This window comes from Microbacterium dextranolyticum, assembly GCF_016907295.1.
Classification (GTDB): Bacteria; Actinomycetota; Actinomycetes; order Actinomycetales; family Microbacteriaceae; genus Microbacterium; species Microbacterium dextranolyticum.
The window spans coordinates 694,227-709,669 of record NZ_JAFBBR010000001.1 but is presented as its reverse complement, the minus strand read 5'-3'; the positions used below and the strand labels follow the sequence as shown (position 1 = coordinate 709,669).

Genomic DNA, 15,443 nt, shown 5'->3' with positions numbered 1-15,443 from the left:
GCTGTCGTCATGGAACACGCCTCCTCATGCGGATTCGGTTTGACGTTTAACAGCAGTACACGCCTAAGTCGTATCCTTAGTCAAGGGCTTCTGCAGAACTCGTGTCGAGTAGGACATGATGAGGGGGTGAAGGTCGACGTGCGGACAATCGATGGCCAGGCGATGTCGGCATCCGCCGCCTCGGAATCAGTCGGGTCGACACTGCGCATCGCTCCCGCGTTCGTCGCGACCGCGGTGGATGAGTCGACCGGCGTCGAGACGACGATCGAAGCGCATTACAGCGCGAGCCGCGGCCGCTACATCATCACCACGATCGTCAACCGGGCGATCGCTGACGACTTCAACGAAGACCGTTTGAAGCACGCAGCACCGCAGGCGATTCTGCAGGTCGCGATCCCCCACTGCGTCGCACTTCAGCTCGACGATGATCCGAATGCGTCGTGGACGACAGTCGCCGATCTCACGACCGCGGAGGGCCGCATCATCCCGCCCTGGATGGCGCAGGCCGTCGTGAAACGAGGGATGAAGGGCGAGCGATGGGAGGTCATCGAGATTCTCTACGGCACGGCCGCACTGGCAGACCTCCCACCGGTGAAGCTCATCGCCCTCGAGTTGGATGTTCCCGAGCGGACCGCATCGGATTGGGTCCAGAAGGCCAGGGCCGCTGGCTGGCTGGTCGGGATGACGTCGAACGTTGGTAGGCCCGCCGGCGCGTAGCTTTCACCGCCGGGCGCATCAGTCGCGTGAGGGTTGGGAGAGCGCTTAAGACTTCGCGAGCGAGCGACTCATACGGAAGTATCGACACCGTGGAGACGTTCAAGGGGTCTGCCCCGAGTCTTGTTGACAGTCGGGGGTTGGGGTGATCAGGCCGCTTCTGCGTCCTTGTAGATCATCTCAAACTCTATGGGGGTGAGTCTGCCGAGGCCGCGTTGACGGCGCCGGCGGTTGTACTTCGTTTCGATCCAGGTGACCATCGCGAGGCGAAGGTCGGCGCGGGTGTCCCAGCGCCTCGTGTTCAGCACGTTCTTCTGGAGCAGGCTGAAAAAGCTCTCCATGCTCGCGTTGTCTCCGGCCCCGTAAGACCTGCCCATGGAGCCGACGAGCCCGTTGTTGCGGAGCAGGTTCTGGGTGCGTTTCGCGCGGAACTGGCCGCCTCTGTCGGAGTGGCAGATCGTGCCGTCAGGTGAGCGCAACGCGATCGCGTTGCGCATCGCCGCGCGGGCGAGAGATGACTTCATGCGGGTGTCGATGGAGTAACCGACGATCTTGTTCGACCAGACATCTTTGATCGCGCAGATGTAGAGCTTGCCTTCTCTGGTCGGGTGTTCCGAGATGTCCCAGAGCCAGACCTTGTTCGCCCCGTCGGCGATGAACTCGTGCCGGATGACGCCGTGCTCGTCGACGACCGCGAGCAGGTCATCGTGCGGCGCAGGTCCCGTGCTGCCGGGTTTGCTGCGCTTGCGGTGGTGGGACGCGTGGATCCCCGCGATCCGGCAGAGTCGGTGCACCCGGTTCTCGCTCGCGGAGATCCCGTGCTCGCTCTCGAGCTCGTCGGTGAGGAACCTGTAGCCGAGCGTGACGTCGTCGGCATGGAGGTCGTAGAGCGCATCGATCAGGTGCGCGTCGTCCCAGTCCGGCTGGGAGACCGGGTCTTTGAGCCACTGGTAGTACCCCTGCCTGGACAGGCCGAGGACCCGCAACGCCACCGCGACCGGCACCCTCACGGGAGCACCGGCCGCAGCCATCTCGTGGACGAGCGGGAAGACTATTTTCCCGGCAGGTTCGCCTGCGACAGATACGCCGCGGCCCGCCGCAGCACCTCGTTCTCCTGCTCCAACAGCCGGATCCGCTTGTTCGCCTCACGCAGCTGCTTGCGCTCGTCGTCGGTCAGGCCGGCACGCTTGCCGTCCTCGACGTCGGCCTGCTTCATCCAGTTGCTCAATGAGCCTTCGGAGATACCGAAGTCTTTCGCGATCTGTGCCAGCGGCGCTTGACCCTTCCGGGCCACGGCCACGACATCATCGCGGAACTCTCGGGGATAGGGCTTTGCCACAAGAACATCCTTCCAGCGAGGACGAATCCTCACAGTTCAGATGTCAACCAAACCCGGGGCAGACCCGTCACCGCTTGAGTGCGCGCCCGGGCGACCGTTTCGTCCGCAGCCCAGGAGACGACCGCAAGGTCGTCTCAGACCGCACCCCCACGGTCAAGCAGGTTCACCGCTGGGAGGACGACGGCGGCGCGACCGTCCCAGACCGACTCGGCAGGACGCCGACGCTCTCGTCCGTGTGGACACCTCCGGCGATGAGCGCGCGCCTCTGCGCACACGAGGCACTCGACTCGCTTCCGTTTCGTACAGTCGGGATCTACGCCGACGCGCGTTCGCTCCTGGCACGCATCGTCAGGGATGTCGAACAACGGCGGGTGAGTCCTGAGGTGGCTACCGAACAGCTGCGGCACGTCACGGCCCGGCTGATCATGCACAGAGAAGCACTACGGATGATCCGCGAGGCCGCAGCACACGCGGGGTGAGCCGCATCCGGCGCTACAGCTCTTTGCCCACACCGCATCGTTGCCGGAGTGTCAGGCGCGGATGCGTAACCAGCACCCACCGCACGTCACCCCCGCTTTTCCGTCACACCAATGGAGCGGATAATGAAACCACGATGGACCATCTCCGCCGTACATGCGGGCTTACGCGTGGTCGCAGCGCTGGATGCCCAGCAAGAACCATCAGATCGTCGTTACACGGCAGAACGCGCCGCGTTCGCGGACATCGTCAGCCAGGTCGAGGCCGGGGCGCTAGACCCCGCTGACGCTACGGTGCAATTCGATCAATTGACCGTTCTAGTCAGCCCGTGTCGGCCCCTATAACGGGTGCTCTCGCGGCGCTCGAACTGACCCGTTCATCATGCCCGGCCACCGGCCCTGTGGTAGGGGCCGGCACGAGTAATCCGTACCGGTGATTCGATGTCCATGCGGCGCTACGGCTTCCACACCATGAGGACGACTATTGCGACCAGGCTGATGGTTGCGATGCCCGAGCTCGCCGCAGCGCGGATGTAGCGCTGCTTCGGTTCACGCCGTTCCGGGTGCAGGTAGGTGGGGATGACGATCCCGAGTGTGAGGGCAACGGCGATCACATAAAGGATGAGGGAGCCCAGAACCCACGGGGTGGTGATGGAGAGGTCGTATTTCGGGTCTGCCATGCCCATCACACCGAATCCGGTGACAACCACCAGCACGGACAGGTAGGTGAGGAGGCGGACGCTTTTCGCTGAGGCCGTGGCGCGGGCGGCGTCTCCGGTGCGCAGCGCGCGCAGTCCGGTCATGGGGATGATGGCGATCGGGCCGATGATGAAGACCGCGGTGGCGACGTGCAGGATGCCGAACAGAAGGTCCAAGAAGATTCCTTTGCTGGGGGCGGCGGGTAGTTAGGCGGCGGCAGAGACGGTGTCGACGAGTGTGCCGTCGACGAGGTTGACGACGCCGTGCATCCGGGGAAGGTGGACGAGGTCGTGGGTGACGAGCAGCGTCGAGGTGTTCAGCTCGTCGGTGAGGCGCAGGATGAGTTCGATGATGCTGGCGCCGCGTTCCTGGTCGAGCGCACTGGTGGGTTCGTCGACGAGAAGCGCGCTGGGGTCGTTCATCAGGGCGCGGGCGATGTTCACTCGCTGACGTTGCCCTCCGGAGAGCTGGTGGGGTCGTTTGTCTCGGTGGTCGGCGAGTCCGACCGCGTCTAGAAGCGTCTCGGCTCGTTTGGCCGCCTGGCCACGGTTTCGGCGGGAGTGGCGTGCACCGAGCTCGTTCATGACGGACAGCTGCTCGAGCGCGGTCAGGGACGGGATGAGGTTGGACTGCTGGAAGACGATGCCGATTTTGTCCCGGCGGGTCTCAGTCGCTTCGCCGGGAGTGAGGCGGGTGGCGTCGATGTCGTCGATGATGACCTGCCCGCTGTCGGGGCGGATGAGGGTCGCCGCCACGGCGAGGAGGCTGGATTTGCCGGAGCCGCTGGGGCCGGTGATGCCGGTGACGGTTCCTGGGTGAGCGGTGAGGCTGACCTGGTTGACGGCGGTGACGCGATTGTCGCCGTCGGGAAAGGTGAGGGTGATGTTGTCGAGGCGGATCATCGGTTGCTCCCGAGGGCGGTGAGGGGGTCGGCGGAGGTCACGGAGCGGAGCGCGAATGCGGCTCCAGCGAGGCCGAGCGTGATCATGATCACGCCGGGCAGCAGTGTCGTGAACGGGTTCAGGAGGAACGGCAGGGCTGTGCCGGCGAGGGCGCCGAAGAGGGTGACCAGACCCAACCCGATCCCTATCCCCAGAAGCAGCACGATCAGCGCCTGACCCAGCGCGTCCCGGACCAGCGAGGAGGTGCTGGCGCCGAGTGCTTTGAGCACGGCGATGTCGCCCTTGCGTTGCATGGTCCAGACGGTGAAGAACGCGCCGATGACCAGACCCGAGATGCCGAACAGCATGGTGACCATCAACAGGAGGGACCCGATCTCGGAGCGGAACGCGCTGAGCGCGGTCAACGACCCCAGGACGGTGTGGGAGACGGTCGAGGTCGCGGTGTCCACGGTCTCCCAGTCCGGGGAACCGGTGACAGCGAGAACCGTCGCGTAAGCATCGGGGTTGCCAGTGGCTGCCGAGTAGGCCTGCCAGTCGGACAGGGTCATCTCCACTACGGGGGTGTGGCTGTACCAGGCATCGCCAGCGATCGTTTCGACCGTGTACGTTGTCCCGGCGATTGTCACGTCATCTCCGGTAGCGACGGCGAGGTCTTTGGCTGCGGGAGCGGAGAGGCTCACCCGACCGTCCTGGGAGGGGGCGGTGGCGTTGAATCCGGGTTGCACACCGAAGATGGCGATCGCGATGCGGGCGTCGCCGGCCTCTGCCCGGGTCTGGCTGATCCCGATCGGTTCTGCCGAGGTGACGCCGGCCGCTGTGTCCCAGTCGGTGGTCTGCTGTTCGGTGATGGTGGAGTCGGAGAAGCTTGCGTCCGCGCCGTCCGTGGTGAGCGCAGAGAAGACGACCCGATCGGCTGGGATCGACAGGACGGCGGAGATGTTCTGGGTGGCAAGGCCGCCGGTCAGGCCGCTGAGGAACCCGACGAGAACGGTGATGAGGGCAACGACCGAACCGATCAAGACGAATCGGCCGCGGGCGAAGCGTAGGTCGCGGAGCGCGACGAACATGAGATTCCTTTCCGGTCACCCGAGCTGGGGACACGTACCACTTTTCCTTTCTTGACCTGCGATCTCATCGCCCGCCCGCACAGACTTTGCCGACTGAAGGGTGGCTGGAGAAGTCATCCTTTCGGACGATGCCGTCGCCCTATCGATGCGTAGGATTCGGTCCATGCCCCACACAGCTCTCACCCCCGTATTCGTGGGTCTGCGCACCGGGCTGCATGTACTTTTCGCTGCTCTCGCCGTTCTGGTCATCGTCCGCGCGGTGATCTCACCCACGGAGAGCAGCGTCGCCGCGATCGTCCTCACGCTGGTGATGATCGCCACATACGGGGTCGGGGCGGTAAAGACCAGGACCACAGGTCAGAGTGCCCGCGCCCTGCGCCTGCTGTGGTTGGCGGCGCTCACGCTCGAGTGGGTGGTCCTTTTGTGGCTGACACCCGAGGCCGCGTACCTCGTGTTCCCCCTGTTCTTCCTCTACCTCCATCTCCTCGGCCCCTGGTGGGGCGCTGCCGCGATCGTCGTCGCTACCGTGACTGCCATCTGTGCGCTTGGCATCCACAACGGATGGAGTCTCGCGGGAGTCGTCGGCCCACTAATCGGCGCAGGAGTCGCCCTCCTGATCGGTCTCGGCTACCAGGCTCTGGCCCGCGAGGCGCAACAACGCGAGACCCTCATGGGCGAGCTGCTCGCCACCCGAGGACAGCTCGCCGCAACCGAACACGAATCCGGAGTCCTCGCCGAACGCGCCCGGCTGGCCCGCGAAATTCACGACACCGTCGCGCAGGGCCTCTCCAGCATCCAGATGCTCCTCTACGCCGCCGAAAGAGCCGACCCTGATCGCCCTGGCGCCGAACACATCCGCCTCGCCCGAGAGACGGCAGCCGGCAATCTTGCCGATGCACGCCGGTTCATCCGCGAACTCACCCCACCCGACCTTGACGACCGGGGACTCGGCGGGGCACTGCGGAGGCTCGCCGACTCCCAATGGGCAGCGCAAGGACTCCACGTCAACGTGCGTGTATCCGACACGGTCGATCTGCCCATGCAGGTCCAGACGGCGCTCCTGCGAATCGCGCAGGGAGCCATCGCCAACGCCATCCAGCACGCGCATGCCACCACCGCGACCATCACTCTCGCCGCCGATCACGAGCGACTTCAGTTCACCATCGCCGACGACGGTGAAGGCTTCGACCCCCACATCGCGACCATCGGGTCGCGCGGGCGCTCAGATTCGTTCGGGCTCCAAGCGATTCGCGAACGCGCAGAACAACTCGGTGGCAGCCTCACCATCGACACCCACCCCGGCGGAGGAACGCAACTGACCGTCGAGCTCACTTTGGAGAAGTTCGCATGATCCGGCTTCTGATCGCCGATGACCATCCCATCGTCCGCGCCGGACTGGTAGCACTCTTCGCCCTCGAGGGGGACATAGACGTCATCGCGGAAGCTGCCACACCCGACGAAGCGGTTTCCGCCGCAGAACACAGCAACCCTGACGTCGTACTGATGGATCTCCAGTTCGGCGCTCACGCCGCAATGACCGGAGCCGACGCGACACGGCGGATCCGTGCCCTCGACGCAGCCCCCTACGTGCTCGTACTCACCAATTACGACTCCGACGCCGACATCCTGGGAGCCGTCGAAGCCGGCGCCAGCGGCTACCTCCTCAAAGACGCCCCGCCCCACGAGCTCGCCGCAGCCGTCCGGGCCGCCGCCGCAGGGGAAAGCGCCCTCGCTCCCGTCATCGCCTCAAGGCTTCTGAGCCGCATGCGAGCCCCCGAAGCAAGCCTCAGTAGTCGCGAGATGCAGGTGCTTGAGCTCGTCGCGGCCGGCCACTCCAATACCGACATCGCAACCGAACTCTTCGTCAGCGAGACCACCGTCAAATCCCACCTCGCCCACATCTTCACGAAACTCGCCGTCACCTCACGAACCGCAGCCGTCTCCGCAGCCAGACAACGCGGCATCCTGCGCTGAACCTGCGTCACACCGTCATCCCGCGTGGCACCAAATTCGCAGCACGGTCGGGCAGCTGGTCGGCGCACGGATAGCTCGACTGGGTCTGTCCGATAACGGTGGATCTGATCTGGCGGTCATCAGGTGATCCGGCTTTCGAATGCGATCGCGAAGTGGTTCAGTGCCGGCTTCGCCTGACCCCTTGACGCGACAGAGGAAGCGCCCCCGCCTCAAGGCGGAAGCGCTCCCTCTGTCCGACTCGGTGAGACTGGTCAGTACACGACGGTTAGCGTGTTGGAGACCGAAATGATCGTCACGACGGCGGCGTTGATGAAGCCCCCGATATACGGGTTGTTCGTCGCACGGTAAATTTTGCGCGAGATCACGGCCGAGACCGCCAGGATGAGGATGACCGGGAACAGCCAGATGCTGAAGATGCCGCCGAAGCCGGGGATGGTCTCACCGGTGATGAAGAACGTCGCATACTGGGCGATCACGAGTACGATCGGTGCGATCGCGTTTGCCAGGGCGAGCACCAGCGTATTGAGCCATTCCTTGCCGCGCAGCGTGAACCGGTTGAAGCCGTTGATTGCCACCGAGTTCGCGAGGAAGTACACGAGGAAGAACGGCACGTAGAGCAGGCCGATCCACAGCTTGTCCGCTCCGAACGCCTTGACGGCCACGACCCAGAACCGGAAGTCGGTCTTGAAGAAGTAGTCGAGCACGAAGACGATGCCGAATCCGGCCGCGACGACGACCGCTCCGAGGCCGATGCCGTGGAAGAACTTCCTCCAGCCGGGCAGAACCCCAGCGGCCCGCAGGTCGACGCTGTTCTTCTTGCCGAACGCGAAGTAGGAGACCGTCATGATGATCAGCCCCGCGACGCCGTTGATCGCCGCCCAAGTGGCGATGAAGAACACGGCGCCCTGGGTGAAGATCGTCGGCACGGCATTGAAAGCAATGCCCTGCATCACAGGCTGCTGGCTCAGCCAGACGTAGCTCCAGCCCGAGAACAGCGCCGAGACGACCAGGCCGCCCCAGAACCAGGCCAGGCCCTTGCGGCTCGTGGCCGCGAGCGGGGCGGGGTCGGTGACCCGGAGGCCCGCGAAGGCGCGCGTGCCGAGGAGCGCACGCGCGAAGGCGACGAGGAAGATGCCGAAGCCGATGAGACCGAACGCGGTCGCCGTCTCTTTGACCTGCCACACCTGGGTGCCCGGATCGATCGCGTTCGGGGCGGGGAACACGCGCTCCCAGAACTCGACCTGACTACCCACGGTCGTCTTCGAGATCGTGCCCCACGGGTGCGTCTCGGCAGGGGTGTAGACGATGCGATCGGCATCCCCCTCTGCGTAGAACTCACCGGCCGAGCGCGGGTCGCCTTCGGCCGGGTCGGCGCCGAAGTTCAGGAAGGACTGCGCGTTAGGGGTCGAGATGTAATCGCGCGGCGGGGTCAGTGCGACACCCTCCGGGCTGTAGCTGCGGAAGAAGAACTCGTCGTACTGGTCGGCGACGAGACCGACGTCGCGCGTGCCGTAGATGTTCGTGTACGCGCCGTCGGCGTCCGTGTAGACCGGGTCGTTGTCGACGAGGAAGACTGCATCGATGAGCTGCTCGTCGGCCTCGTTGTCCAGGGCCACCGAGAAGTTCGCGGCCCGCGCGCCGTTGGAGTGTCCGGAGACGCCGATCATGTCGGGGTCCACATATGGCAGATCGGCGACGAGCTTCACGACGTCGTACATGCCGGTGCCGCCCAGTTGTACTTGGTCGTTGACCAGCGGAGATGAGTTGCCGTGCCCGTACATGTCGATGGACACCACGACGTACCCGCGACGAGCGAGTTCAACAAAGTTGGCGTCCTGCATCTCGCGGTTGTTCCACCAGCCGTGCGACACGATGATGGCAGGGGCCTGCGAGTCGGCGGTCACCGCGTCGGGCTTGAACAGAAGGGCGCTGATCATCTGGCCCGACGACGTCTCCCACCGCATGTCCTTTACCGCGACGGTCCCGGCGTTCGTCTGTACCGCAGATGCGACTATCGCTGACATCAGCATCAGCACCAATGACAGCGCGAGCCAGAATGGGTTCCTTTTCAGGAAGGTTGCTTTCATGAGATCCCTACTCCTTCGTGGGTATCGGTTGGGTTTCGGTCTGAGCGAGTGTCGGGGGTCAGGTGTCCACGTCACCGTCCACCCAACCCATGGTCTTGGTGACCGCTTTCTTCCAGTTGCGGAAGAGCTGCTCGCGCTCGAGCAGCGGCATCGAGGGGTTCCAGCGCTCGGCCTCGCCCCAGTTCTCGGTGACGGAGTCCTGACCGCCCCAAAATCCGACAGCAATGCCGGCGGCGTAGGCCGCACCGAGGGCGGTGGTCTCGAGGATCTCGGGGCGCAGCACATCTACACCGAGCTGATCCGCCTGGAACTGCATGAGCAGCTCGTTGGCTACCATCCCGCCGTCGACGCGAAGCTCGGCCAGCGCGATGCCCGAATCCGCGTTCATCGCCTCGACTACCTCGCGCGTCTGATAAGCGGTGGCCTCCAGGGCCGCACGGGCGATGTGCTGCCTCGTGACGTAGCGGGTGAGCCCGAGCAGAGCACCACGGGCATCCGGCCGCCAGTACGGGGCGAACAGTCCGGAGAACGCCGGCACGAAGTACGCGCCGCCGTTGTCTTCGACCTCACGGGCCAGCGGCTCGATCTCTGACGCGTCCGAGAACATGCCGAGGTTGTCCCGCAGCCATTGCACGAGGGAGCCTGTGACGGCGATCGATCCCTCGAGCGCGTAGACGGCCGGGGCGTCCCCGATCTTGTAGCAGACGGTAGTGAGCAGTCCGTTCTCAGAGTGCACGCGCGTGGGGCCCGTGTTCAGCAGCAGGAAGTTCCCCGTTCCGTAGGTGTTCTTGGCCATGCCCGCGCTGAAGCAGGCCTGACCGAACATCGCTGCCTGCTGGTCCCCCAGAACTCCGGCGATCGGGACTCCGGGGAGCATCCCGTGCTCGCGACCGACACCGTAAACCTCAGACGAGGACCGGATCTGCGGGAGCATCGACATCGGGATACCCATGTCCGCCACGATCTGCTCGTCCCAGGCCAGAGTGTCGAGGTTCATCAGCATCGTGCGGGAGGCGTTGGTGACGTCGGTGACATGGATGCCGCCCTCCACGCCGCCGGTGAGGTTCCAGAGGACCCAGGTGTCCACCGTGCCGAAGAGCAGGTCGCCGTCGTCGGCGGCCTGACGGGCGCCGACGACGTTGTCCAGGATCCACTTCACCTTGGGGCCAGCGAAGTAGGTCGCCAGCGGCAGGCCGACGCTCGCCTTGTACCGATCGACCCCGTGCTCGCGCGAGAGGTCCTCGACGATCCGCTGCGTCCTCGTGTCCTGCCAGACGATGGCCCGGCACACGGGGACTCCGGTGTGGCGGTTCCAGACGATGGTGGTCTCGCGCTGATTCGTGAGTCCGACCGCGGCAATGTCGCCGTGCGTCAGGTTCGCGCGGGTGAGCGCGAGTCCCACGGCCTCGCGCACGTTGTCCCAGATCTCGATGGCGTCGTGCTCGACCCATCCCGCCCGGGGGAAGTGCTGGAGATGCTCGAGCTGTCCACTGGCCACGATCGACGCCGAGTGGTCGAACACGATCGCGCGAGTGCTCGTCGTGCCCTGGTCGATCGACAATACGTATCGTGTCACGGGGTGCTCTCCATCGAAGCGTGTGAGGGGTGGGATGGGGGGGGATCGGCGATCAGGGACGCGGCGACATGGCGGCGACTCCGGGGGCGGCCGCCCTGGCGCGCGCGGCCGCGGCGTCATCGCTCGTGCGCGCCGCAGCGGCGACCGCGTCGGCCACGGCGGTATACGCCGCGACCTCCTCGTCGCGCCGCGCGTCTGACCAGCCCATTTCGCCGGCGACGATACGGGCGACCTCGGGAAGGGCCGCCAGCGCTTCGTCGGCGTACTCGTAGACCATGCGGGTGCGACGGTGCATCACATCCTCCAGGTGCAGCGCACCCTCATGGCTGACGGCGTACGCGATTTCCGCGCGCAGATAGGCGGGCGCATGCTCAAGCGGGCGGGACATGGTCTCGTCGCGGTCGCAGATCTCGGCGATGTCGCGGATGTCGGAGCCGTACCGGTGCAGCAGGTGATCGACCATCGCCGCGTCCCAGCCGAACTGGCGTGCGAGGGCGCCCGGGGCGCCGTCGGTCAAAGGGCGCCCGCCCACGAGCGGGAGGGTCTGTGTGATCGATGGTCGCGGGGCGGCCGCTTCGGCGCCTAAGGCGAAGTCGACGGCATCCCGCGCCATGATCCGGTACGTGGTGAACTTGCCGCCGGCGATGACGGTCAACCCCGGGACGGGCGAGGCGACCGTGTGCTCGCGCGACACCTTCTCTGATGCGGTGCCGACCTTGGTGCCCGGCTGCAGCAGCGGGCGCAGCCCGGCCCACGTGCCGATGATGTCGTCGTGTGTGAGCGCCTTTTCCAGCACCGCATTCGCCTCTTCGAGCACGTAGTTGATGTCGCGGGCGTGTGCGGCGGGATTGACGAGGTCTTCAGTCCAGGGGGTGTCGGTCGTGCCGATGACCCAGTACCGCGACCACGGGATCACGAAGAGGACGCTCTTCTTCGTCTGCAGGATCAGACCCGCGTCGCCCTCGATCCGGTCGCGGGGGACGACGATGTGGATGCCCTTGGAGGCCAGCACCCGCAGCCCGCCGGTCTCGCCGGTCTCGCCGGCGAGAGCCTGAGACTGCTCGGTCCAGACACCGGTTGAGCTGATGACATGGCGCGCCTTGACGGCGATCACGCGATCCGTCTCGAGGTCGCGCAGCAGCGCCCCGTCGACGACACCGGCGCCGTTCTTGGTCAGCTCCACCACCTGTATGCGCGTGGCCGCCTGTGCCCCGTACCCCGCCGCGGTGCGCACGAGTGTCGTGACGTATCTCGCGTCGTCCACCGTCGCGTCCCAGTACTCGATCGCCCCGACGGCCGCCCGCGCGCTGAGGTCCGGGAAGACCCGGTCGAGGTCGGCACGGCTGAGGTGGCGATGCCAGGGGAGGGCGCGCTTTCCCCGTCGGAGGGTCGCGAGCATGTCGTAGAGGGCGATGCCCGCGCCCACGAAGGCACGCTCCCATACCCGGTGGCGCAATGGGTAGAGGAACGGCACGGGGCGCACTAGGTGAGGGGCCACGGTGGTCAGGAGGAGGTCGCGCTCGGCTAATGCCTCGAACACCAGCTTGAAGTCGAGCATCTGCAGGTAGCGGAGACCCCCGTGCACGAGCTTGCTCGAGCGAGACGATGTTCCCGCGCCCCAGTCCTGCGCCTCGACTACCACGGTCTCGAGACCCCTACTCGCCGCATCGAGGGCGATGCCGGCACCGGTGATGCCGCCTCCAATCACCAGGACATCGAGCTCTCGCCCCGGCCGTGAGCTCTCGGATAGACGCGCGAGGGCGCGGTCGCGGGATTCCTTCGTGAGGCGAGTGTCGAGCATGGCGTTCCGTTCTTGAGGACCGGAGGAATCTCCCGCGGACAGCCTGAAGCGTATTAGCCTTGGGACGTATGATGCCAAATCGCGCATGGATCCTGCACGAATGTGCAGAAGAGTTATGAGTAGGGACGAAATGATCCTGGCGGCGGCCTCGATGTACTACCTCCAGGACATCAAAATGGAGACGATCGCTCAGCGGTTGCACATGTCGAGATCGACCGTGTCACGACTTCTCAAAGAAGCCCGGTCGTCAGGGCTCGTCAGCGTGACGCTGCGCCCGACCCCCTCACATGCCCCGGAGGTTGCCCACCTCATCGCGGAGCAATTCGGCGTCGAGGCCTATGTGGTGCCCGTCAGCGACTCCGCATCGATGCAGGAGCGTCTGGATCAGGTGGCCACCGCCACAGCCAAGATGGTGACCGACTGGTTCGATTCAGACATGATCCTCGGGATCGCGTGGGGAAGAACTCTCGGCGCGGTGTCGCAGCATCTCACGAAGAAGCCGACGCGCGGAAGCGTCATCGTTCAGCTCAACGGGGGTGCGAACAACCGCACGTCGGGCGTCGACTATGTGGACAACCTGATCTCTCGATTCGGTGAGGCGTTCGATGCGCGGGTGCAGTCGTTTCCGGTGCCTGCCTTCTTCGACTATGCCAGCACGCGACACGCGATGTGGCGTGAGCGCTCCATCGCGCGGGTGCTCGAGGTGCAGCGGCAGGCGGACATCGCCCTGTTCTCGATCGGTGCCGTGACTGGCCAGGTGCCTAGCCATGTCTACTCGGCGGGGTACCTCGAACCAGACGACATTCGTGTGCTCGAGTCGGCCGGAGTGGTCGGCGACGTTTGCACGGTGTTCCTCCGAGCCGATGGGACGTACGAGGACCTTGCCTTGAACCTACGTGCAACCGGTCCCACGCCAGCGGAGCTCACGCGCATACCGCGTCGCGTGTGCGCCGTCGCCGGAGAAAACAAGGTCATCCCTCTACTGGCGGCTCTTCGCGCGGGAATAATCACGCAGCTCATCCTTGATGAGCAGACCGCCCGCGAACTGCGGCGCCGTATCACCTAGATCCATCGAGAACTCAGCTCACGCCGACATCGTGGACGTGGTAGCAGATCGCTGACCCCCCGATCATCGACAAAACAGTGACTCATCGGAGACTCACACCGACGAACACAGCGCGATCACGAGGAGGTCTAAGTCGGCCGCGGGCTTGGGGTTTGAACATGGTCGGCGCGATCGCCGAAGATCGCCCGCACATGGCCTCCGGAGAACTCGGCTTCCATGTGCTCGACGTACTGCTATCTGCCGCCGAATCGGCCTCCGTCAGTGAACGGGAAAGATCCAGAGCACAGTGGAGCTCATCCCGCTGCCTCCCGCCTGCTTCAAACCCTGTCGCATAGACGCTCTGACTTAGCTCCAGGACTTGGGTCGCCTCGCCGCACACCAGACAGATGCATCGACACGTCGCAAAATACAACAGCTTTTTGAGACATCGTCGCCTCGCTCTGAGCGACTGTCGGCGTCCGCATGATCCCGTGGCGCTATGTGTCTCGGAAAGTTGTCTTGCCGTCACAACGACATGACCGATGCGGGGCCGACGCTCCCTGCCGTGGACACCATGTGGACACAATCCGCGCAGATCCAGACCGACCCCGCTGATCAGAACCGAACGACACGAGACGCGATCAGAGCCCGAAATCCCTTGATTTTCCGCGGCACGACGGCCCAACCCGCGTGATTCCGCGCTTCTCCGGCAGCACCGAAATCTGCGCAACCGAAGTTTCGACTCCCGCCGTCGCGTCCACTCGGCGCCTCGCCTCAAGCCGGCGCGGTAACACCCCGTCGGCCCGGCGGCAAGGGGGCATGCCGCCGCGGCGGCGGTCCGTACCGTGGCATCCATGACCGACATGTACACGGCACAGGATCCGACGACGCAGTACCCGCGCCCCCCGTTCCCGCCCCAGCAGCAGTCGGGCCCCGGCGACACCCACAAAATGGACCCCGCGCCCGACCACGGCGAGAAGACCTACATCGGCTTCGGTCGTCTGCCCGGCCGCAAGGCGCTCGTGACCGGCGCCGACTCGGGCATCGGTCGGGCCGTGGCGATCGCCTATGCCCGCGAGGGCGCCGACGTCGCGCTGTCCTACCTTCCCGAAGAGCAGGAGGAGGCGGAGGAGGTCGCCGCTCTCATCCGCGCCGAGGGGCGCACCGCCGTCCTGATCCCGGGAGATCTGCAGGACGAGCAGACCAACATCGACGCGGTCGAGAAGGCGATCGAAGGACTGGGCGGTCTCGACATCCTCGTCATCAACGCCGGCACGATGCCCACCGTCGACAGCATCGACGATTTCGAGACCAAGACCCTCGACCACGTCGTCAAGGTCAACATCTACCCGCTCTTCTGGCTGACGAAGGCGGCATCGCCCCACCTGACGCCGGGGGCGTCGATCATCACGACCTCGAGCATCCAAGGCTTCGACCCGTCGCCGTCCCTCGCGGAGTACGCGGTATCGAAGGCAGGGATCGCCAACTGGACGCGGGCGACGGCGCAGCAGCTCATCGAGCGGGGCATCCGCGTCAACGGCGTCGCGCCCGGACCGATCTGGACGCCGCTGCAGCCGGCGTTCGTGCCGAACGAGAAGATCGAGCACTTCGGCGAGCAGACCCCGATCGGTCGCGCGGGTCAGCCGGTCGAGCTCGCCCCGGCCTACGTCTTCCTCGCCTCGCAGGAGTCGAGCTACGTCGTCGGCGAGACGATCGCCGTGACGGGCGGGATGCCGCTGACGTGAGCACCTCGCACGCCGCGG

At 65.5% G+C, this 15,443-nt stretch carries 12 protein-coding genes; 5 read left to right on the top strand and 7 right to left on the bottom strand.

The genetic code is table 11. The features are described 5' to 3' along the window. Positions 1-9 precede the first annotated feature (9 nt). Positions 10-717 carry a hypothetical protein gene (locus JOE64_RS03075; protein WP_239531687.1) on the top strand — a complete coding sequence of 236 codons (708 nt, stop codon included), beginning with the start codon at positions 10-12 and terminating at the stop codon, positions 715-717. A 146-nt stretch (positions 718-863) separates the two neighbouring features. Here JOE64_RS03075 and JOE64_RS03070 read toward each other — a convergent pair. The 4 genes from JOE64_RS03070 to JOE64_RS03055 all read right to left on the bottom strand — a co-directional run bounded on the left by JOE64_RS03070 (position 864) and on the right by JOE64_RS03055 (position 5,197). Then, a protein-coding gene (locus tag JOE64_RS03070) for an IS3 family transposase (protein WP_204962898.1) occupies positions 864-2,053 on the bottom strand; the annotation gives its coding sequence in 2 pieces (ribosomal slippage) (positions 864-1,772 and positions 1,775-2,053; 1,188 coding nt in all). A gap of 931 nt (positions 2,054-2,984) precedes the next feature. Continuing rightward, positions 2,985-3,404: a DUF2269 family protein gene (locus tag JOE64_RS03065; RefSeq protein WP_204962897.1), complete on the bottom strand. Its 420-nt coding sequence runs from the start codon at positions 3,402-3,404 to the stop codon at positions 2,985-2,987. Between the two features lie 30 nt (positions 3,405-3,434). Then, a complete protein-coding gene (locus JOE64_RS03060; RefSeq protein ID WP_204962896.1) occupies positions 3,435-4,130 on the bottom strand; it encodes an ABC transporter ATP-binding protein in 696 nt (231 codons plus the stop codon). Next, the gene (locus JOE64_RS03055) at positions 4,127-5,197 is read right to left on the bottom strand and encodes an FtsX-like permease family protein (RefSeq protein ID WP_204962895.1); all 1,071 of its coding nucleotides are present in this window, start codon (positions 5,195-5,197) and stop codon (positions 4,127-4,129) included. The genes JOE64_RS03060 and JOE64_RS03055 overlap by 4 nt, the downstream gene beginning before the upstream one ends. A 163-nt stretch (positions 5,198-5,360) precedes the next feature. Here JOE64_RS03055 and JOE64_RS03050 point away from each other — a divergent pair, with 163 nt between their 5' ends. Both JOE64_RS03050 and JOE64_RS03045 read left to right on the top strand, forming a co-directional pair. Beyond that, positions 5,361-6,548, top strand: coding sequence for a sensor histidine kinase (locus JOE64_RS03050; RefSeq protein WP_204962894.1), 1,188 nt, complete (start codon positions 5,361-5,363; stop codon positions 6,546-6,548). After that, positions 6,545-7,171 (top strand): response regulator, encoded by a 627-nt coding sequence (locus JOE64_RS03045; RefSeq protein ID WP_204962893.1) that lies wholly within the window; start codon positions 6,545-6,547, stop codon positions 7,169-7,171. The genes JOE64_RS03050 and JOE64_RS03045 overlap by 4 nt, the downstream gene beginning before the upstream one ends. A gap of 251 nt (positions 7,172-7,422) precedes the next feature. Here the strand turns inward: JOE64_RS03045 and JOE64_RS03040 are convergent, their stop codons facing one another. The 3 genes from JOE64_RS03040 to JOE64_RS03030 form a co-directional block, all read right to left on the bottom strand. Continuing rightward, positions 7,423-9,108 (bottom strand): alpha/beta hydrolase family protein, encoded by a 1,686-nt coding sequence (locus tag JOE64_RS03040; RefSeq protein WP_486341527.1) that lies wholly within the window; start codon positions 9,106-9,108, stop codon positions 7,423-7,425. A gap of 208 nt (positions 9,109-9,316) precedes the next feature. Continuing rightward, complete coding sequence (gene glpK, locus JOE64_RS03035; RefSeq protein WP_204962892.1) at positions 9,317-10,834, bottom strand: glycerol kinase GlpK; 1,518 nt, start codon at positions 10,832-10,834, stop codon at positions 9,317-9,319. Between the two features lie 52 nt (positions 10,835-10,886). Next, positions 10,887-12,635 (bottom strand): glycerol-3-phosphate dehydrogenase/oxidase, encoded by a 1,749-nt coding sequence (locus JOE64_RS03030; RefSeq protein ID WP_204962891.1) that lies wholly within the window; start codon positions 12,633-12,635, stop codon positions 10,887-10,889. A 130-nt stretch (positions 12,636-12,765) separates the two neighbouring features. Between JOE64_RS03030 and JOE64_RS03025 the strand changes: the two genes are divergently transcribed. Then, entirely contained in the window at positions 12,766-13,701 is a 936-nt protein-coding gene (locus JOE64_RS03025; protein WP_239531685.1) for a sugar-binding transcriptional regulator, read from the top strand. Between the two features lie 833 nt (positions 13,702-14,534). Beyond that, positions 14,535-15,425, top strand: coding sequence for an SDR family oxidoreductase (locus JOE64_RS03020; RefSeq protein ID WP_271202434.1), 891 nt, complete (start codon positions 14,535-14,537; stop codon positions 15,423-15,425). The last annotated feature ends 18 nt before the right edge of the window (positions 15,426-15,443 follow it).